Annotated in this window: 20 protein-coding genes; 15 read left to right on the top strand and 5 right to left on the bottom strand. The window is 68.6% G+C overall.

From position 1 onward, the window contains the following. Window positions 1-9: 9 nt before the first annotated feature. On the top strand, window positions 10-1,128 hold the full coding sequence (locus ACOCEP_RS09660; protein WP_482336939.1) for a transglycosylase SLT domain-containing protein: 1,119 nt from the start codon (window positions 10-12) through the stop codon (window positions 1,126-1,128). A gap of 370 nt (window positions 1,129-1,498) precedes the next feature. Here the strand turns inward: ACOCEP_RS09660 and ACOCEP_RS09655 are convergent, their stop codons facing one another. After that, on the bottom strand, window positions 1,499-2,683 hold the full coding sequence (locus tag ACOCEP_RS09655) for an FAD-dependent monooxygenase (protein WP_482336938.1): 1,185 nt from the start codon (window positions 2,681-2,683) through the stop codon (window positions 1,499-1,501). A 160-nt stretch (window positions 2,684-2,843) separates the two neighbouring features. On the opposite strand from ACOCEP_RS09655, the gene ACOCEP_RS09650 reads away from it, so the two are divergent. The 3 genes from ACOCEP_RS09650 to ACOCEP_RS09640 all read left to right on the top strand — a co-directional run bounded on the left by ACOCEP_RS09650 (window position 2,844) and on the right by ACOCEP_RS09640 (window position 5,215). Next, on the top strand, window positions 2,844-3,746 hold the full coding sequence (locus ACOCEP_RS09650) for a TetR/AcrR family transcriptional regulator C-terminal domain-containing protein (protein ID WP_482336937.1): 903 nt from the start codon (window positions 2,844-2,846) through the stop codon (window positions 3,744-3,746). Window positions 3,747-3,756: 10 nt separating this feature from the next. Beyond that, window positions 3,757-4,944 (top strand): pyridoxal phosphate-dependent aminotransferase, encoded by a 1,188-nt coding sequence (locus ACOCEP_RS09645; RefSeq protein ID WP_482336936.1) that lies wholly within the window; start codon window positions 3,757-3,759, stop codon window positions 4,942-4,944. An 85-nt stretch (window positions 4,945-5,029) separates the two neighbouring features. After that, window positions 5,030-5,215: a hypothetical protein gene (locus ACOCEP_RS09640; protein ID WP_007032516.1), complete on the top strand. Its 186-nt coding sequence runs from the start codon at window positions 5,030-5,032 to the stop codon at window positions 5,213-5,215. Here ACOCEP_RS09640 and ACOCEP_RS09635 read toward each other — a convergent pair. The 3 genes from ACOCEP_RS09635 to ACOCEP_RS09625 all read right to left on the bottom strand — a co-directional run bounded on the left by ACOCEP_RS09635 (window position 5,212) and on the right by ACOCEP_RS09625 (window position 7,744). Beyond that, a complete protein-coding gene (locus ACOCEP_RS09635) occupies window positions 5,212-6,033 on the bottom strand; it encodes an SAM-dependent methyltransferase (RefSeq protein ID WP_482336935.1) in 822 nt (273 codons plus the stop codon). The genes ACOCEP_RS09640 and ACOCEP_RS09635 overlap by 4 nt on opposite strands. An 89-nt stretch (window positions 6,034-6,122) precedes the next feature. Next, window positions 6,123-6,713, bottom strand: a complete 591-nt coding sequence (locus tag ACOCEP_RS09630) for an HAD family hydrolase (protein ID WP_482336934.1) — start codon at window positions 6,711-6,713, stop codon at window positions 6,123-6,125. Between the two features lie 2 nt (window positions 6,714-6,715). Further along, window positions 6,716-7,744 (bottom strand): threonine aldolase family protein, encoded by a 1,029-nt coding sequence (locus ACOCEP_RS09625; protein ID WP_482336933.1) that lies wholly within the window; start codon window positions 7,742-7,744, stop codon window positions 6,716-6,718. A gap of 135 nt (window positions 7,745-7,879) precedes the next feature. On the opposite strand from ACOCEP_RS09625, the gene ACOCEP_RS09620 reads away from it, so the two are divergent. From ACOCEP_RS09620 to ACOCEP_RS09575, 10 genes are all read left to right on the top strand, one after another. Further along, window positions 7,880-8,398, top strand: coding sequence for a SigE family RNA polymerase sigma factor (locus tag ACOCEP_RS09620; RefSeq protein ID WP_482336932.1), 519 nt, complete (start codon window positions 7,880-7,882; stop codon window positions 8,396-8,398). Then, a complete protein-coding gene (locus tag ACOCEP_RS09615; RefSeq protein ID WP_482336931.1) occupies window positions 8,385-9,089 on the top strand; it encodes a hypothetical protein in 705 nt (234 codons plus the stop codon). The genes ACOCEP_RS09620 and ACOCEP_RS09615 overlap by 14 nt, the downstream gene beginning before the upstream one ends. 23 nt (window positions 9,090-9,112) lie before the next feature. After that, entirely contained in the window at window positions 9,113-9,706 is a 594-nt protein-coding gene (locus tag ACOCEP_RS09610; protein ID WP_482336930.1) for a TetR/AcrR family transcriptional regulator, read from the top strand. A 133-nt stretch (window positions 9,707-9,839) separates the two neighbouring features. Further along, complete coding sequence (gene purB, locus ACOCEP_RS09605) at window positions 9,840-11,270, top strand: adenylosuccinate lyase (protein ID WP_482336929.1); 1,431 nt, start codon at window positions 9,840-9,842, stop codon at window positions 11,268-11,270. Between the two features lie 219 nt (window positions 11,271-11,489). After that, window positions 11,490-12,317 carry a substrate-binding periplasmic protein gene (locus tag ACOCEP_RS09600; protein WP_081975717.1) on the top strand — a complete coding sequence of 276 codons (828 nt, stop codon included), beginning with the start codon at window positions 11,490-11,492 and terminating at the stop codon, window positions 12,315-12,317. A gap of 5 nt (window positions 12,318-12,322) precedes the next feature. Beyond that, a complete protein-coding gene (locus tag ACOCEP_RS09595; RefSeq protein WP_482336928.1) occupies window positions 12,323-13,096 on the top strand; it encodes an ABC transporter substrate-binding protein in 774 nt (257 codons plus the stop codon). An 8-nt stretch (window positions 13,097-13,104) separates the two neighbouring features. Further along, window positions 13,105-13,887, top strand: coding sequence for an ABC transporter substrate-binding protein (locus ACOCEP_RS09590; protein WP_482336927.1), 783 nt, complete (start codon window positions 13,105-13,107; stop codon window positions 13,885-13,887). Beyond that, a complete protein-coding gene (locus ACOCEP_RS09585; RefSeq protein ID WP_482336926.1) occupies window positions 13,888-14,646 on the top strand; it encodes an amino acid ABC transporter permease in 759 nt (252 codons plus the stop codon). It begins immediately after the preceding gene. After that, window positions 14,643-15,383, top strand: a complete 741-nt coding sequence (locus ACOCEP_RS09580) for an amino acid ABC transporter ATP-binding protein (protein ID WP_482336925.1) — start codon at window positions 14,643-14,645, stop codon at window positions 15,381-15,383. The genes ACOCEP_RS09585 and ACOCEP_RS09580 overlap by 4 nt, the downstream gene beginning before the upstream one ends. 91 nt (window positions 15,384-15,474) lie before the next feature. Continuing rightward, complete coding sequence (locus ACOCEP_RS09575) at window positions 15,475-16,362, top strand: MOSC domain-containing protein (protein WP_482336924.1); 888 nt, start codon at window positions 15,475-15,477, stop codon at window positions 16,360-16,362. On the opposite strand, the gene ACOCEP_RS09570 is transcribed toward ACOCEP_RS09575, so the two are convergent. Next, window positions 16,245-17,051, bottom strand: coding sequence for an SAM hydrolase/SAM-dependent halogenase family protein (locus ACOCEP_RS09570; protein ID WP_482336923.1), 807 nt, complete (start codon window positions 17,049-17,051; stop codon window positions 16,245-16,247). The genes ACOCEP_RS09575 and ACOCEP_RS09570 overlap by 118 nt on opposite strands. A gap of 35 nt (window positions 17,052-17,086) precedes the next feature. Between ACOCEP_RS09570 and ACOCEP_RS09565 the strand changes: the two genes are divergently transcribed. Next, on the top strand, window positions 17,087-17,968 hold the full coding sequence (locus ACOCEP_RS09565) for a phosphoribosylaminoimidazolesuccinocarboxamide synthase (RefSeq protein WP_482336922.1): 882 nt from the start codon (window positions 17,087-17,089) through the stop codon (window positions 17,966-17,968). The last annotated feature ends 2 nt before the right edge of the window (window positions 17,969-17,970 follow it).

The following is a 17,970-nucleotide window of genomic DNA, read 5'->3' as shown; positions in this document are numbered from 1 at the left end:
GCTTGAGCAGTGGCTTTGAACGGTGTCGGCGCCGGCACGCCGGACGGCTGGGACGGACTGACCCAGAAGGCCGAGCAGATCGGCAAGGTCAACCTCGCCGCCATTCAGAACGCGTCGAGGCAGTTCAAGACGGCGGCCGACAACGCGGGCGACCACAGCGCGGCGTTGAAAACGTCGACCGAAGCGTTGAACGGCGGCGTCTGGGCCGGGCCCGCCGCGGAGGCCTTCTTCGAGTACGTCAAGTCGATCACGAAGGCCGGAAAGAACGTCGAAGAGCAGCTGGGGAAGGTCGTCGACGACCTCGATCGCGTCCACACCGATCTCGGCAACATCAAGATGCAGGTGAAAGGCGTCTACGAAGACGCCGAGGCCGCGGTCAACAAAAGGAACACCCAGGCGGAGTCGGACAAGAACGCGGCGATCACGGCCGCCGCGCAGGCCGAGAAGGATCACAAGCCGGCGCCGAGCCCCTCGGCCGACGAAATCATCCAAAAGGCCAAGACCGACATCAACGGTATCGCCAAGGACGCCGACGGCCGGGTCAAGGGGCTGCTCGACCAGGCCAACCAGATGATCCAGAAGTCCCAGGAACTGATGAAGAAGGACATCCAGGGCGGCTACTCCACCGTCCCGATGCCCGGCAAGGACGGCTCCGTCCCGAAGCGCACCGGCGGTCTGCACGCCGGTGGCGGTGGAGGAGGCGGCGGTGGTGGTGGCGGTGGGGGCGGCGGTCTCGGCCCGAGCGGCGGCCCGCCGTCGACGACGCCGCCGGGCAACGTCCAGCAATGGATCCAGGAGGCCATCAAGATCCTGCAGGCCAACGGGATCCCGGTGACCGAGGCGGATATCCAGAAGATCTGGACGATCATCGAGAAGGAGTCCGGCGGCAACCCCAACGCCATCAACAACTGGGACTCCAACGCGGCGAAGGGCACGCCGTCCAAGGGATTGATGCAGTGCATCGACCCGACCTTCAACGCGCACAAGCTTCCCGGGCACGACGACATCTACAACCCGGTGGACAACATCATCGCGGGCGTGCGGTACACGTTCTCGCGGTACGGCGGCTTCGAGGGTCACCCGGGCCTGAAGTCCATGGCCGGCGGCGGCGGATACCAGGGCTACTAACGCCTCGTGAGTGGTAAGGACGGTTAGAACCGTCCTTACCACTCACGAGCCCCGGCCCGGTCCCGGCCGCCACACGTGACCTAATGGCCGCCACTCGTGATCAGACCGACGACACACGTGATCCGATGGCCGACACACGTGACTGGATGGCCACCACGCTCGCGACCGTATCGCGTCGCGTGTCGTCCGTCTGCACACGCGTGTCGTCCGTCCAATCACGCGTGTCGTCCATTCCGTCACGGGTGTCGTCCCTCCAATCACGCGAGTCCCCGGCCCTCGTGTTGCGAAAGCCACTTTCGCAACGTTGAAGGTTGCGAAAGTGGCTTTCGCAACGTGCCCTGCCTTCAGGGCCAACACGACGCCCGAGCGGTCAGTAATCCTTGAGTGCCAAGGCGTTCGCCGCTTCCGTCAGCTGCCGCATGGCCGCCTTCATCACCCGATCGCGGAACGGCAGGTAAGGCAGCACCCGCATCGACTGGATCTGCTTCCACTGCCGGAACCGTGTCTGCTTCTTCTGGTTCAGCGAGGCCAGCGCTTGGTTCCGAAGAATGAACGGCCGCATTTCCCTTTCGTACGAAGCGAAAGCGGCGCGGTGGTCGCTGGAGGCAGCCAGTGAACCGGCGAGCACATAGGCGCCGACGAGCGCCAAACTGGTGCCCTGCCCCGCAAGTGGCGAAGGCCCGTACCCCGCATCACCGACCAGCGCGACGCGCCCTTCGGTGAACCGGTCCATCCGGATCTGCGTCATGGAGTCGAAGTACAGCTCACTCGACGCCATTTCCCGCAGCAGCCGCGGGATTTCCCAGCCCTGCCCCGGAAATCGGTCCGCGATCAGCTTCCGTTGCTGCTCGACGTCATGGCGGTCGAAGTCGAGTTCCGGCGACTGGAAGCCGAGCATCGCCCGAGCCTCGGTGTTCTCTCGCGCGCTGTACAGCCCGGCCAACTTCCCCGGGGTCATGTGGAACACCTGCCAACGGTCCAGATCGAGGAAGTTCGGCACGGTGAACACCGCGAGATAGGTGTCCAGGTAATGCGAAAACTGTTTCTCCGCCCCGAAAACCAACGATCGCACAGCCGAGTGCTGACCGTCCGCGCCGACGACGAGATCGAAGTCCCGCGCTTCACCGCGAGCGAAGGTGACCCGGACACCGTCGGTCCGTTGCGCGATTCCGGCGATCCAGTCCCCGTAGACGTACTCGACGCCTTCCTGGGCGAGGGAGGCGAGCGTGTCGGTGAGGTCGTCCCGCAGGATCTCGACGTCCTCGCTGTCGGTGAGCCCGCCGGTCAGCGTGTGGTCGGTGACCTTCACGAGGGTCTTCCCCGCGCCGTTCACGAACGACATCCCGCGCATGTCCGTGCTCAGCTCGCGGAGGCGCCCGAGCACCCCCATCCGGTCGACGACGCCGAGCGCCGTGCCCCGGATGTCGACCGCGTGCCCGCCGACGCGGGGCGCGGGGGCCCGCTCGACGACCGTCGGCGCGAAACCGTGCCGCCGCAGCCAGTACGCCAGTGTCGTACCGGCGATTCCCGCCCCCGAAATCAGGACCGTCCGCATTTCCACTCCCTGTGTACGGTGTGTTGAAGCACTGCGTACAACGTATGGACACTGCGCCTACTGCCCAGGAAAAGCAGCAAGAAACTCATGCTGCACTAGTGCGATCCAGCTAGTGCGCCCGGTGATCTGAGGTAAGGTGCACTATGGCAAGGAGTCGACCATGACCGAGCCGCCCTACCTGCGGATCGCCGCCGAGATCCGCCGCCGGATCACCTCCGGCGAGCTGCGCGAGGGCGACAAGGTCCCGTCGACCCGCCGGATCATCGCCGAGTGGGGCGTCGCGATGGCGACCGCGACGAAGGTGCTCGCCACGCTGAAACGGGACGGCCTGGTCGTCGCGAAACCCGGCGCGGGCACGGTCGTCGCGAGCCGCACCCGGACGCCCGCGCCGCGAATCGACGCGGAGCTGTCACGCGAGCGGGTGGTGAAGGCGGCGATCCGGATCGCCGACGCGGAGGGCATCCGCGCGCTGTCGATGCGCCGCGTCGCCTCCGGTCTCGGCGTCGCGACGATGGCGCTTTATCGCCATGTCACCGCGAAGGACGAACTGATCCTGGAGATGGCCGACCTGGCGCTCGGCGAGCTCCGCTTCCCGCCCGAACCGCCGCCCGGCTGGCGGGCCCAGCTGGAGCTGATGGCGAGGGCGCAATGGGCCCTGTTCCGGCGACATCCCTGGCTCGCGCAAGCGCTGTCGATCACCCGCCCGCAGCCCCTGCCGAACCTGCTGGCCCACGCGGACTGGGCGACCCGCGCGCTCGACGGCCACGGCCTCCCGCCGTCGACGATCATGTACGCGCACATCACGATCTTCAACCACGTCCGCGGGATCGCCCTCAGCTTCGAGGCCGAGGCCGACACCGAGTCCGGCACCGCGGTTTCCGCCGACGCCTGGCTCGCGGAGCACGAGCCGATCCTCTGGGACCTGGTCTCCGGCGGCCGGTTCCCGAACTTCGCCGGTGTCGTCTCGCGTGCCCCGTTCGACTACGACCTCGACACGCTCTTCGAGTTCGGCCTGCAACGGCTCCTCGACGGCTACGCGGTTCTCCTCGCGAAGGCGAGTTAGCCTCACCCGCATGTCCTTCCCAGGCCCCGCCGCACGTTCCGCCGTCCCGCCGTTCCATGTCATGGACGTCCTTTCGGCCGCGCAGGCCCGGCAGCGCAGCCACGGGGACCTGGTCCCGCTGCTCGCCGGGCAGCCGTCCGCGCCGGCGCCGCGACCGGTGCTCGAAGCGGCGCAGCGGGCGCTGAAGGACCACAACCTCGGCTACACCGAGCAGCTCGGCATCCCGGAACTGCGCGAGGCCGTCGCGGAGCACTACAACCGCACGTATCCGGTCGACGTGAGCCCGCAGGACGTCATCATGACGACCGGTTCCTCCGGCGGCTTCCTGCTCTCGTTCCTCAGCGCCTTCGAGGCGGGCGACCGGGTCGCGATGGCGCGTCCCGGCTATCCGGCCTACCGGAACCTGCTGAAGGTGCTCGGCTGCGAGGTCGTCGAGTTCGCCACCGGGCCCGAGACGCACTTCCAGCCCACCGTCGCCCGGCTGGACGAGTTGGGTCCCATCAAGGGACTCATCGTGGCAAGCCCGAGCAATCCCACCGGCACCGTCCTGCCGCCGGGTGAGCTGGCGGCGATCAGCGGCTGGTGCGCGTCACACGGCGTGCAGCTGATCAGCGACGAGATCTACCACGGGATCTCCTACGGCGCCGGGCTCGACTGCGCGTGGCAGTACGGCAACGAAGCGCTCGTCCTCGGCTCGTTCTCCAAGTACTTCGCCATGACCGGCTGGCGGCTCGGCTGGATGCTCGCGCCGCAGCGGCTGCATCGCGCGATCGACGTCCTGACCGGCAACTTCACCATCTGCCCGCCCGCGGTCTCCCAGCACGCCGCGGTCGCCGCGTTCACCCCGGAGGCGTACGCGGAGGCCGACGGCCACGTCGAGCGCTACCGGGCCAACCGCGACGTGCTCTTCGCCGGACTCAAAGGCATCGGCATCGACAAGCTCGCGCCGGCCGAAGGCGCGTTCTACGCCTACGCCGACGTCTCCGCGTACACGAACGACAGCCTCAGCTGGTGCCAGCGGCTCCTCGCCGAAACCGGTGTCGCGATCGCTCCCGGGATCGACTTCGACCCGGTCGACGGCGGCCGGTTCGTGCGGTTCTCCTTCGCGGGTTCTCGCGAGGACATCGACGAAGGGGTCCGCAGGCTGGGCCAGTGGCTCACCGCTCAGGGGGAACCCGGAAATCACCCTGAACGTTAGCCGGAAAGAAGGCGCTCACGACTCCCGCCTGACAACCTGGACTCACCGGGCCCGCACGGGCACGGTGAGGCAATCGGAGGATGCCATGTTCTGGAAGATCGTCGGCGGGCTGATCCTGGCTTGGGTCGCCTTCATGGTGCTCGGGTCCGTGCTCGGTTTTCTCGTGAAGGCCGTCTTTTGGATCGCCGTCATCGGCGGCGCGGTCTTCCTCGGCACGGCCGCGTACGGCGCCATCAAGGGCAAGGGCACCCCGAAGCAGCTCCGCCGTTAAGGCTTACGCGCCACCCCGCCGAGCGACGTGAAGTTCACGGGCGAAAGCGGGGTGAAGCGCGGGCCGTCCGGCCACCACAGGTGCGGATAGGTCAGGCCGGGCTCCATGAGATCGAGTCCCTCGAAGAAGGACTCGATCTCTTCGCGCGTCCGGTACAGCGTGTCCAGCCCCGTGCCGTTGAAGCGCTTCTCGAGTGACGTCGCGACGTCGGCCGCTTCGGTGCCGTCGGCGGGATTGTGCTGGTGCAGCAGCGCGACGAACGAGCCGGGCGCCAGCGCGTCGACGTAGGCGCGGACGATCTTCCGCGCCTCGTCGAGATCCTGGACGTGGTGGATGATCGCGCACAGGATCAGCCCGACCGGCCGGTCGAAGTCCAGCCGGTGGGTGCGGGACAGTTCCTCGACGACCTCGGCCGGTTCGGTCAGGTCGGCGGCCGTCATATGCGCGAAGTCGTTCGCCGCCAGCAGCGCGCGGCCGTGCGCCTGCACCACCGGATCCCGGTCGACGTAGACGACCTGGGCCTCGGGGTTGTATCGCTGCGCGACCTGGTGCGTGTTGTCCATGCTCGGGAAGCCGGAGCCGAGGTCGAGGAACTGGTCGATGCCTTCCCGGTCGGTCAGGTAGCGCACCGTCCGGACCAGCCAGTGCCGGACTTCCTTCGCCATGGCCTGCGCGTCCGGCGAGATCTCCAGGATCTGGCGCAGCGCCACCCGGTCGGCCTCGTAGTTGTCCTGGCCGCCCATGAGCGCGTCGAAGACCCGCGCGATGCTCGGCCGGTCGAAATCGACGGGCACGAACGGGCGTCGGTCCGCGGACATGGCACCTACCGGGGGGTCGATCGGCTTGGACGAGTTCAGCGTAGGTCATCCGCTTCACCGCGCGTAAGCGGATGAGCGGCGAGGGTGAATTATTCCTCCGAAGAGCCGAAGCCGGATTTCGCCGTGGTCACGCCGACCCAGCGTTCCGCCCGCATCCCGACCGCCCGCGCTCCGTCCACATTGGACTGACGGTCGTCGAAGAACAGGCAGTCGCCCGGTTCGGCGCCGAGTTCGGCGAGCAGGATCCGGTAGATCTTCGCGTCGGGCTTCATACAGCCGAGGTCACCGGAAAAGAGCTTCACGCGGAACAGCTTCGCCCATTCCTGCTCGCGCACCCAGCGGCCGAAGGTGGACGACGCGTTCGAGAGCAACGCGAGCGCCGCGCCCGCTTCGTGCAGCCCTTCCAGCAGTTCGAGGACGTCCGGTTCGAGGTGCGTCCAGCCCTCGACGTCGATACCGGTCAGCTCGTCGGAGAACGCCTTGTCGACCGGGACGTCCAGCGCGCGGCCGATGCTCTGCCAGTACTCGAGGTCCGTGCCGCCGGAGTCGTACCGGTCCCGCTCGGCCCAGTAATGCGGCTCGAAATCGGCGACTTCGAGCCCGAAGGCCTTGGCCAAGGTGGGCAGCGCGTCGGTGTGCTCGCAGATGACGTCGCCGTAGTCGAAGACGATCCAGTTCATGTTCAGCCCCCGGTTTTGACGCGTTGAAGGGTTTCTTCGATGTCCGCCGCGGAAAGATCCCGGTGTGTCACGAACCGGATCCGGCCCGAGCTCGGCAGGGCCAGGATCCCGAGGTCCGCCAGCCACGCCAGCCGTCCTTCGAGGTCGGGCGCGGCGACCTGCACGATGTTGGTCTCGGGAGCGTTGACCTCCCAGCCGTGCTCGGCGAGCCCGGCCGCGAGCCTGGCCGCGTTCTCGTGTGTCTCGGCGAGGTCGCCGACGCGGTCCAGCGCGACCATGCAGGCCGCGGCCAGCACACCGCCCTGCCGGACGCCGCCGCCGAGCATCTGGCGCATCCGCCGCGCCTTCTCGACGAACTCCTCGCTGCCGGCCACCACCGAACCGACGGGCGCGCCGAGGCCCTTGGAGAAGCAGGCGGACACGGTGTCGACGCCGACCGTGAGCGCCGCGGGCGGGATCCCCAGCGCGGCCGACGCGTGCCAGATGCGGGCGCCGTCGAGGTGCACGGTCAGCCCGGCCTCCTTCGCGACCGCGACCAGCTGGGCGTGCTCGTCGGGCGGGGTGACCGCGCCACCGGCGGTGTTGTGCGTGTTCTCCAGGCACAACAGCGGGGTGCGCAGCGCGTAGTACGGGCCGCGCGGGACGCCGATCGCGGCCGAAAGCGTCTCCGGTGTCGGCCGCCCCGGTCCGGCGTCGTGCTCCAGCGGCTCCGGCATGCCGCCCGCGAGCCAGGCGGCGGAACCGAGTTCGTCGGTGATCACGTGCGAGCCGCGCGGCGCGAGGAACCGGTCCCCGCGCTGGAGATGGACGCTCAGCGCGATCAGGTTCGCCATGGTCCCGCTCGGCGTCCAGAGCGCGGCGGGCATGCCGAGGAGTTTCGCGGCGCGCTTTTCCAGCGCGCCGATGGTCGGGTCGCCGTCGAGGACGTTGTCGCCGACCTCGGCCTTCGCCATGGCCTGACGCATGACGTCGTCCGGCCGGGTCACGGTGTCGGAGCGGAAATCGATCTGCGGGAGGGAGCGCGAGGTCACGGTACGATCACATCACATCGACGGGCCCGCGGTGAACCTCCTCCCCGGCTGGTCCGCCGGGCCCGCTCATGCAACCGTGGACGCCCCCGGTTCCGTCCTACCCACCGACGAGGCAAGAGCGGAGACAAAACCCGCGTGAACCAGCGCGACGAACAAGAGTTCGCGGAGTACTTCGCCGCGAAGCGGGACGCCGTGCGCAGGACCGCGTACATGCTCTGCGGTGACTGGCATCGTGCGGACGATCTCGCGCAGACGGCGTTCGTCGCGCTGCACCGGAGGTGGAAGAAGATCAGAGAACGGGCGGCGACCGACGCCTACGTGCGGAAGACGCTGGTCAGGGCGGCCATCGACGAGTCGAGGCGGCCGTGGCGGCGGGAGTGGCAGACCGAGGAGCTGCCCGAACCGCCGCAGGACGGCTTCGACCTCGGCGAACAGGTCGTCACCAGGGAAGACCTGCTGGCCGCGTTGCGCGAAGTGCCCCCGAAGCAGCGGGCCGTGCTGGTGCTCCGGTACTTCGAGGGGCTGGACGTCGGTGCGGCGGCGAAGGCGCTCGGCTGCAGCGAAGGGAACGTGAAGAGCCAGACCGCGCGCGGGCTGGCGAACCTCAGGCAGGTCATGGAGAAGGAGGAGGTGGCACGGGATGGACGAGAATGAGCTGAAGGCGTTGTTCCGTGACGCCCCCGGCGACGCGCCGTCGCCGACCTTCGGCACCGCCGACGTGGTCCGCGCCTCGAAACGCGCCACCGCTCGACGCCGAAACGGTATCGCGGTGGCCTGTAGTGCGGTGGTTTTGGTGCTGGCCGGAGTGGGCATGTTCGGCGTGCTCGGCGGAACCGGCTCCGAGATGGGGACCGCGGCCAAATCCGAGCAGGAAGCGGCCTCCGCGGGGCAACCCGGGGCGGCGTCCGTACGTCCTCTTGACAGCGGGGACGCCTCGAACTTCTCGAACCCGCCGCCTCAGCAGGGGGGCGACGGGCCAGAGAGGACCGGCCAGAAGACGGCCGAAGGCACCTTCGGGTGCGACCAGGTGGACCGGGAGCTCGCCACCGCCCTCGCTGGCGAGCTCCCGGTCCCCGTGGATGTCGCCAAATCGACGCCCGGCGACCTCTGTTCGACGGGAGCCAGGTCCGCGGGGTTCCCGGTGCCGGGCGGCACGGTCTCCGTCGCGGTCTTTCCGGCCGGTTCGGCCGTCCCGTCGCCGCCGACGGGGGCGTCCAGTGCTCAGCGGACCACCGCCAAGGGATCCCTGGTGGTCGTGGTGAGCCTCGGCGACGGCTCGGGCAGGCCGGCGCTTCCCGAGTCCGACGTCGACAGGCTGGTCGGCGTGCTCGCCGCCCGCTACTAGCCGAGCTGGCAAAATAGCCCGTCATGACCGCAGCAGCGACCACACCGAAGGGTGAGCGACGCCGTGCGGAGCTCATCGAGGCCGCCTCGGCGCTGCTGGCCGAGGGTGGTTTCGACGCCGTGCGTCATCGTGCGGTCGCCGAACGCGCGGGGCTGCCGCTGGCGTCGACGACGTACTACTTCGACTCGCTCGAAGAGCTGGTCACCGCCGCGGTGGAGCATCACGCGAAGCTGGAGCTGGAGACGGGGCGACGACGTCTCGACGAGCTGGCGACCCGCAACCGCGGTGTCGAGGCCACGGTCGACCTGGTGCTGGCCATGCTCCTCGGCCCGCTCCGCCCGGATCGCGAGGCCGACGCCGAAGCGGTCCTCCTGCGCTACGAACGCCTCGTCGGGACAGGGCGCCGTCCGTACCTTCGGCCCCTGATGCGGACGTTGTCCGCGCAGCTGTACGAGCTGCTCCACGAGATCTTCGCGCGCTCCGGCACTCCTGTGGACGCCGCGGAACTGGAGCGCCTCGTCGCCCTGGTCGATGGCGCCGTCGTCAACGCGCTCATCGAGGTCGACCCGGAGCCCCGCGCCGCCGCCGCCCGGATGCTGCAGGCCGCCCTCGCCTGACCCGCCCCGCGTTTCGTCCTCTAAATGCGGTAGTTGGCATGACGAACTACCGCATTTAGAGGACGAAACGCGGTGGTCGGGCGGGGTCAAGGCGCATTTAGAGGACGAAACGCGGGCGGGTTAGTCTGGCCGCGTGACGGACAAGCCCCGTATCCCCAACGTGCTCGCCGGCCGCTACGCCTCGCCTGAGCTGGTCGAACTCTGGTCCCCGGAACGCAAGGTCGTGCTGGAGCGCGAGCTCTGGCTCGCCGTGCTCCGCGCGCAGGCCGACCTCGGCGTCGAGGTGCCGGACGGTGTCGTCGCCGACTACGAACGCGTCCTGGAGCAGGTCGATCTCGACTCGATCGCCGCGCGCGAGCGGGTCACCCGGCACGACGTGAAGGCCCGCATCGAGGAGTTCAACGCGCTCGCCGGGCACGAGCACGTCCACAAGGGCATGACGTCGCGGGATCTCACCGAGAACGTCGAGCAGCTGCAGGTGCTGCGTTCGCTGGAGCTGGTGCGTAGCCGCGTCGGCGCGGTGCTGGCCCGGCTCACCGCGATCGCGGTCGAACACGCCGACACGGTGATGGCCGGCCGTTCGCACAACGTCGCCGCGCAGGCGACGACCCTGGGCAAGCGTTTCGCCACTGCCGCCGACGAACTGCTGGTCGCCTTCGACCGGCTCGAAAACCTCATCGGCCGCTACCCGCTGCGTGGGATCAAGGGCCCGGTCGGCACCGCGCAGGACATGCTCGACCTGCTCGGCGACGAGTCCACTTTGGACGAACTGGAGTCGCGGGTCGCGGCCCACCTCGGCTTCGAGAACGTGTTCACCAGCGTCGGCCAGGTGTACCCGCGTTCGCTCGACTTCGACGTGCTGTCCACCGTCGTCCAGCTCGCGGCCGCCCCGTCGAGCCTGGCGAAGACGATCCGGCTGATGGCCGGCCACGAGCTGGTCACCGAAGGCTTCAAGCCCGGCCAGGTCGGCTCGTCGGCCATGCCGCACAAGATGAACACGCGTTCCTGCGAGCGGGTCAACGGGCTCGCCGTGGTGCTGCGCGGTTACCTGTCGATGATCGGCGAGCTCGCCGGCGACCAGTGGAACGAAGGCGACGTGTCCGACTCCGTCGTCCGCCGGGTCGCGCTGCCCGACGCGTTCTTCGCGCTGGACGGCCTGCTGGAGACCTTCCTCACGGTGCTGGCCGAGTTCGGCGCGTTTCCGGCGGTCATCGGACGTGAGCTCGATCGCTATCTGCCGTTCCTCGCGACCACCAAGGTGCTCATGGCCTCGGTCCGCGCGGGGGTCGGGCGTGAAACCGCGCACGAGGCGATCAAGGAGAACGCGGTCGGCGTCGCGCTCGCGATGCGCGAGCAGGGGCTCGCGGAGAACGACCTCCTCGACCGGCTCGCCGCCGACGAGCGCATCCCGCTCGACCGCGGTGAGCTGGACAAACTCCTCGCCGACCGTATCTCGTTCACCGGTGTCGCGCCCCGCCAGGTGGCGGCGATCGCGTCCCGCGTCGAGGGCGTCCTGGAGCGTTTCCCGGAGGCGGCGAACTACTCGCCGGCCCCGATCCTCTGATCGCGCGTGAAGGCCCCCTTCCCTCGGCTCAGCCGAGGGAAGGGGGCCTTCACGCGCGTTGTGAGCAGCCCCACCACGGGGCGTTCACAGAGTGAGACGAAGTTACTCGATCGAGCGAAATGCCTAATCTCGATCGCTGAACCCGGAGCGCCAGGCCGCCCATGAGGCGGCCTGGCGTGCTTGTATCGCGCCTTGCGCGCCGAACCCACGGAAGAAGCGATGAGATCCACGCTGTCGAAAATCGTCGCCGTCGTCACGGCCGGAGCGGCCACCCTCGCCCTCGCCGCCTGCGGCTCCGGTGACGCGGGTGCGAGCGCCCAGAAGCTGCGGGTCGGCACCCTGACCGACGCGCCGCCGTCCATCTATCTGGAGAACGGCACCTTCACCGGCTACGACAACGAACTGCTGCGCGACATCGCGAAGCGCGAGGGCTTCGAGGTCGAGTTCGTCGGCACCGAGTTCGCCGGGCTGCTCGCCGCCGTCGCCACCAACAAGTTCGACATCGGCAGCTCCACGATCTCCACCACCGAGGCCCGCAAGAAGACCGTCGCGTTCAGCAACGGCTACAGCACCGGGTTCACCTCGATCATCACCAAGAAGGGCGCTGGTCTCAAGGACGTCGGCGCCTTCAACGGCAAGCGGCTCGGCGTCGTGCAGGCGTCGGTGCAGGACGATTTCGCCAGCGGCAAGGTGCCCGGCGCCAACGTCGTCCGCTTCCCCGACTACAACGCCGGTTTCGCGCAGCTGAAGGGCGGCAGCCTCGACGGCTGGGTCGTGCCGAAGGACATCGGGCAGAAGTACATCGACCAGAACCCGGACCTGCAGCTGGAGTTCGGCTACACCGTCGAAACCAAGGACACGCCGTCCGCGTTCGCCGTCCGCAAGGACAACAAGGAACTGCTGAAGAAGATCAACGACGGCCTCGCGAAGGCCGTGGCGGACGGCACCGTCGCCCGCCTGCACGCTCAGTTCTTCAAGACCGAGCCGCTGCCCAAGGAACTCGAACAGGGCGGCCCCGGCCTGCCCGTGCAGAACCCGGGGGTCTGACCATCATGAAGAAGACATTCCTCGCCACGCTGGCCGCGGGCCTCGTCGCCGTCCTCGCCGCCTGCGGTGGTGGCGAGTCCGCCACCGAGAAGACCCTGCGCGTCGGGACGCTGAGCGACGCGCCGCCGAACATCTACGTCGAGAACGGCAACTACACCGGCTTCGACAACGAACTGCTGAAGGCCATCGCCGCCAAGCAGAACCTGAAGCTCGAGTTCGCGTCGACCGACTTCTCCTCGCTGCTGGGCCAGGTCGCGAACAACCAGTTCGACATCGCCAGCTCCGCCATCGCGCAGACCGACGAGCGCAAGAAGAACGTCGACTTCTCCAGCCCGTACAACTTCGAGGTCATGAGCATCCAGACCAAGGACGGCTCGCCGATCACCGAGGAGAAGGGCCTGTCCGGCAAGCGGGTCGCGGTCATCCAGGCGACCGTCGGCGACAAGTGGCTCACCTCGACCGTGCCCGACGCGCAGGCCGTGCGCTTCCCGGGGTACGCCCCGGCGCTGGCCGCGCTGAAGAGCGGCGCCGTCGACGCCTACATCCTCGACCAGGCGATCGCCGAGACGAACGTCAAGGAGAGCACCGACGCGAAGCTCAAGGTCGTCAAGTCCTTCACCACCGACGTGCCCCACGGCTTCGCGGTGAAGAAGGGCAACAGCGAGCTGCTCACCAAGATCAACGAGGGCCTCAAGCAGGTCATCGCCGACGGCACCTGGGTCAAACTGCACGAGAAGTTCCTGCCGACGGCCCCGGTCCCGGACCAGTTCAAGGCGTGAGGATCACGATGAGGAAGTCACTAGCCGCCGTCGTCAGCGCTGCCCTCCTGGCCGTGCTGGCTGCGTGCGGCGGCGGTGAGGACGCCAGTGCCGGCACCTTGCGCGTCGGCACGCTCAGCGACTCGAAACCCAACGCCTACCAGGAAAACGGCGTGTTCACCGGGTTCGACAACGAGCTGCTGAAGGCCATCGCCGCGCACCAGAACCTCAAGCTCGAGTTCGTCTCCACGGAGTTCTCGACGCTGCTGAGCCAGGTCGCCAACGGCAAGTTCGACATCGGCAGCTCGGGCATCTCGCAGACCGACGAACGCCGCAAGACCGTCGACTTCTCGGCGCCGTACAACTACCAGTCGCTCGGTATCGAGGCCCGCGAGGGCACCGGCATCACCGACGAGAACTCTCTGGCGGGCAAGCGGATCGGGGTCGTTCAGGGCACGGTGTCGGATAGCTGGCTGGCGGCCAACGCGCCCACCGCGCAGGCCGTCAAGTTCCCGCAGGACGCCGCCGCGCTCGCCGCGTTGAAGTCGGGCGCGATCGACGGCGCGATCTTCGACCAGGCGACCGCCGAGGACTACGCGGCGAAGAACCCGGACGCGAAGCTCAAGGTGGTCAAGGCGATCACCACGACCATCCCGCACGGCTTCGCGGTCAAGAAGGGCAACACCGAGCTGGCGGGCAAGATCAACGCCGGGCTCAAGGCGGTCATCGCCGACGGCACCTGGGAAAAGGTGCACCAGCGGTTCGAGCCGAACGCGCCGGTGCCCGCGGAGTTCAAGGCCGGGCAGAAGTAAGTGGACGATTTCCTCAACACCTTCCTGAACTGGGAGTACATCTGGGAGGTCTTCCCGGATCTCCTCGGGACCGGCCTGCTGAACACGCTGATCCTGTCGGTGTTCTCGGCGCTGATCGGCACCGTGCTCGGCATGGTGCTGGCCACCATGGGCCTGTCCAGCAAGGCGTGGCTGCGCTGGCCCGCCCGGGTGTACACGGACATCTTCCGCGGCCTGCCCGCGATCCTGACCATCCTGGTGATCGGGCAGGGCGGCGGGATCCTCATCCCGTCGCTGTCGCGGAATCCTTATCCGCTGGGCATTCTGGCGCTGAGCCTGATCGCGGCCGCGTACATCGGCGAGATCTTCCGCGCCGGTATCCAGAGTGTCGAAAAAGGACAGATGGAGGCCAGCCGCGCGCTGGGCATGAGCTACACCAAGGCGATGACGCTGGTCGTCATCCCGCAGGGCGTGCGGCGCGTGCTGCCCGCGCTGGTGAACCAGTTCATCGCGCTGGTCAAGGACTCCAGCCTGGTGTACTTCCTCGGCTTCCTCGCCGAGCAGCGCGACCTGTTCCGCATCGGGCAGGATCTCGCGGCGAACACCGGGAACCTGTCGCCGCTGGTCGCGGCGGGCGCGGTGTACCTGGTGATCACCGTGCCGCTGACGCATCTGGTGAACTACATCGACAAGAAGCTGCGCACCGGCAAGAAGGTCCGGGTTGACGACGAGGGCCCCGAAACGGAACTCCTGAACGCCGGAAAGGTGCCGATGTCATGACGACCGCCGTACGCTCTTCCAGCGTCGAACTCCGCGACATCCACGTCTCCTTCGGCACCCTCGAAGTGCTGAAGGGCGTGAATCTCAAGGTCGAGAAGGGCCGCACGACCTGCGTCATCGGCCCGTCCGGCTCCGGCAAGTCGACGCTGCTGCGCTGCGTGAACCGGCTCCAGGAGCCGGACTCGGGCGACCTGCTGCTGGGCGGCGAGAGCGTCATCTCGTCCGACCCGGACGCCCTGCGGCAGCGGGTCGGGATGGTGTTCCAGCACTTCAACCTGTTCGGGCACCGCAGCGTGCTGGACAACATCACGCTGCCGCTGCGCAGCGTCCGGAAGCTCGGCAAGGCGGAGGCGGCGGAGATCGCGCACGCCCGGCTCGCCGAGGTCGGCCTCGCCGACAAGGCGCCGTACCGGCCGAGCGCGCTCTCGGGCGGGCAGCAGCAGCGGGTCGCGATCGCGCGGGCGCTCGCGATGGAGCCCGAGGTCATGCTGTTCGACGAGGCGACCAGCGCGCTGGACCCGGAGCTGGTCAAGGGCATCCTCACGCTGATGGCGGGGCTGGCCGAGCGTGGCCTGACGCTGCTCGTGGTCACCCACGAGATGGGTTTCGCGCGCAGCGTCGCCGACGAGGTCGCGTTCATGGACGCCGGGAAGATCGTCGAACAGGGCGCTCCCGAGGAGATCTTCGACGCTCCGCGGAGCGAGCGGCTGCAGCGCTTCCTGTCGCAGGTGTTGTGAGCAGCCGACGGTGGTCGTGGGGCTCGTGAGTGGTAAGGACGGTTCTAACCGTCCTTACCACTCACGAGGCGTGTGTCGTTAACCTGCGGTCATGGCGAGAGTGGCGAAGCTGGTCTATTACCCGGTCAAAGGCTGCGCGGGGACGTCGGTCGACACGGCCGACGTCACCCCCGCGGGCCTGCGGTTCGACCGGGGGTGGATGGTCGTCTCCCCGGAGGGCGAGTTCCGCAGCCAGCGCAAGCATCCGGTGATGGCCGCGATCCGGGCCGAGGTGCTCGACGACGGCGCCCGCCTGCGTCTCGCCGCCCCCGGCGTCGAAGATCTCCTGGTCGAGACGGTCGCGGACGGGCCGAGGCAGCCCGCAGCGACGTTCACCTGGCAGGGCAAGGGCGTCCACCAGGGTGACGAGGCCGCCGAGTGGTTCTCCGACGTCCTCGGCCTGCCGTCGGTGTTCGTCGGGCTCGCGCCGGAGCACGAACGCGTCACCAACGGCGAGATCCCCGGCACCGCGGCCTTCGCCGACGCGCACGCGATCCTGCTGACCTCGGAGTCCTCTTTGGACGGTCTGAACGAGCGGATCGCGTCTCGCGGCGCCGAGGCCGTGCCGATGGATCGCTTCCGGCCCAACATCGTCGTCTCGGGCTGGCCGGAGCCGCATCGCGAGGACGACGTCCGCTCGCTCACCGCCGGTGGCCTCGAACTGGGGTACGCCAAGGTCTGCGTCCGCTGCACGGTGCCGATGGTCGACCAGGAGACCGGGAAGAAGGCCGGTCCCGAACCGATCCGGTCGCTCGCCGACTACCGCCGCGAACCCGAGGGCGGCGTCTCGTTCGGGATCAAGATGGCGGTGACCGGGCCTGGTCAGGTGTCCGTCGGCGACGAGGTGATCGTGCACTCCTGGGCAGGCCCCAGCCCGAGCAGCGCCGAGGCCGAGCCGCCGTTCACGGCGACCGCGAGCCGTCCCGCGGAATCGGTGTAGAGCACGTTCCGGCCCGGCGGCACCGTGCCGAAGGTGTCGCCGACCAGCGCTTTCACCAGGACGTGCTCGCTGCTGACGGAGACCGTGCCGGACAGCCCGGCCAGTTCGAGGTCGGCTGGGCTCGCGGCGAGCTGGACGTTGCCGAAGTGGTCGACCGTGAGCACCTCGGCCACCAGCTTGCCGGGGAACACCGCCACGAACGGGTCCGGCAGGCGCACGAGGTCGTCGACGCGCGGCCCGAACTCTTCGGGGGCGACGCCGAGCGCGAGATGCGCCGCCGCGGGGGCGAAGACGTCGCGGCCGTGGAACGTCGACGAAGTCACCGGAAGGCGGTACTCGGGGGCCGCGAGTTCGTACGCCGCTATCACCCCGGTGAGTGTTTCGGCGGCGGGAATGAGGAGCCCGTTGTCCGGGCCGACGAGCATTCCGCGGTCGGTGACCACCACGACGCCGCGCCGGGCGGTGCCGACACCGGGGTCCACGACGGCGAGATGGACCGACTCCGGCAGATACGGCACGGTCTGGGCGAGCACCTCGGCGCCGGTCCTGACCTGCTGCGGAGGGATCTCGTGGCTCACGTCGATCACCCGCACGGACGGCGCGATCCGCGCGATCACCCCATGACAAGCGGCCACGAAACCGTCTCGCAGCCCGTAGTCGGTCGTGAACGAAACGCAGTGGATCGGCATGATCAGCCATCATCCTTGATCGCTAGGGTGCAGCCGTGACGACGCTCGAATACCCGAAGATCGCCGCCGGCAAGGTCCGTGAGCTCTACGCCGTCGATGACGAGCATCTGCTGCTCGTCACTTCGGACCGGATCTCCGCCTATGACGTCGTCTTCGACACGCCCATCCCGGACAAGGGGCGGGTGCTCACCGCGATGAGCGTGTTCTGGTTCTCCCTGCTCTCCGATGTCCTCCCCAACCACCTGGTCTCCTACGAAGACGAACGCATCCCCGCCGAGGTCCGCGGCCGGGCGCTGCTGGTGCGGCGGCTGGCGATGCTGCCGCTCGAAGCCGTCGCCCGCGGTTATCTCACCGGTACCGGTCTCGCCGATTATCGCGCGCGCGGCACGGTTTGCGGTGTCGAACTTCCACCCGGTCTGACCGAGTCGTCCCGCCTCCCCGAACCGATCTTCACCCCCGCGACCAAGGCCGACCGCGGCTCGCACGACGAGAACATCGCCTTCGCCGACGTCGTCGGGCAGCTGGGCCGCGAACGGGCCGAGGAGGTCCGCGAGGCGACGCTGGCGGTGTACCGCCGCGGCGCGGAGTTCGCCGCCGAACGCGGCATCCTGCTCGCGGACACGAAGCTCGAATTCGGCGTCGACCGCGCGGGGAACCTCGTGCTCGCCGACGAGGTCCTGACCCCGGATTCCTCGCGCTACTGGCCCGCCGGCGGTTACGCGCCGGACAGCCCGCAGCCGTCCTTCGACAAGCAGCCGCTGCGGGATTGGCTCACCAGCCCGGCGTCCGGCTGGCACCGCCGGGACAGACCGGAGTCGCCACCCCTGCCCGAGGACATCGTCGCCGCCACGCGGGCGAGGTACATCGAGTCCTACGAACGCATCACCGGCCGGTCGTTGCAGGATTGGCCCGCCTGACC

The sequence above is a fragment of the Amycolatopsis sp. CA-211722 genome, assembly GCF_056828465.1.
Note: the sequence above shows the minus strand (reverse complement) of the source record. Positions and strands in the feature narration are given on the sequence as shown.

What these genes read in the sequence shown, in the direction of transcription:
- ACOCEP_RS09655 (WP_482336938.1), bottom strand. Translation starts at nt 2,683, where the DNA reads ATGCGGACGGTCCTGATTTCGGGGGCGGGAATCGCCGGTACGACACTG.
- ACOCEP_RS09615 (WP_482336931.1), top strand. Translation starts at nt 8,385, where the DNA reads ATGGACGAGAATGAGCTGAAGGCGTTGTTCCGTGACGCCCCCGGCGAC.
- ACOCEP_RS09575 (WP_482336924.1), top strand. Translation starts at nt 15,475, where the DNA reads ATGGCGAGAGTGGCGAAGCTGGTCTATTACCCGGTCAAAGGCTGCGCG.
- ACOCEP_RS09630 (WP_482336934.1), bottom strand. Translation starts at nt 6,713, where the DNA reads ATGAACTGGATCGTCTTCGACTACGGCGACGTCATCTGCGAGCACACC.
- ACOCEP_RS09580 (WP_482336925.1), top strand. Translation starts at nt 14,643, where the DNA reads ATGACGACCGCCGTACGCTCTTCCAGCGTCGAACTCCGCGACATCCAC.
- ACOCEP_RS09610 (WP_482336930.1), top strand. Translation starts at nt 9,113, where the DNA reads ATGACCGCAGCAGCGACCACACCGAAGGGTGAGCGACGCCGTGCGGAG.
- ACOCEP_RS09600 (WP_081975717.1), top strand. Translation starts at nt 11,490, where the DNA reads ATGAGATCCACGCTGTCGAAAATCGTCGCCGTCGTCACGGCCGGAGCG.
- ACOCEP_RS09570 (WP_482336923.1), bottom strand. Translation starts at nt 17,051, where the DNA reads ATGCCGATCCACTGCGTTTCGTTCACGACCGACTACGGGCTGCGAGAC.
- ACOCEP_RS09645 (WP_482336936.1), top strand. Translation starts at nt 3,757, where the DNA reads ATGTCCTTCCCAGGCCCCGCCGCACGTTCCGCCGTCCCGCCGTTCCAT.
- ACOCEP_RS09595 (WP_482336928.1), top strand. Translation starts at nt 12,323, where the DNA reads ATGAAGAAGACATTCCTCGCCACGCTGGCCGCGGGCCTCGTCGCCGTC.
- ACOCEP_RS09640 (WP_007032516.1), top strand. Translation starts at nt 5,030, where the DNA reads ATGTTCTGGAAGATCGTCGGCGGGCTGATCCTGGCTTGGGTCGCCTTC.
- ACOCEP_RS09590 (WP_482336927.1), top strand. Translation starts at nt 13,105, where the DNA reads ATGAGGAAGTCACTAGCCGCCGTCGTCAGCGCTGCCCTCCTGGCCGTG.
- ACOCEP_RS09635 (WP_482336935.1), bottom strand. Translation starts at nt 6,033, where the DNA reads ATGTCCGCGGACCGACGCCCGTTCGTGCCCGTCGATTTCGACCGGCCG.
- ACOCEP_RS09650 (WP_482336937.1), top strand. Translation starts at nt 2,844, where the DNA reads ATGACCGAGCCGCCCTACCTGCGGATCGCCGCCGAGATCCGCCGCCGG.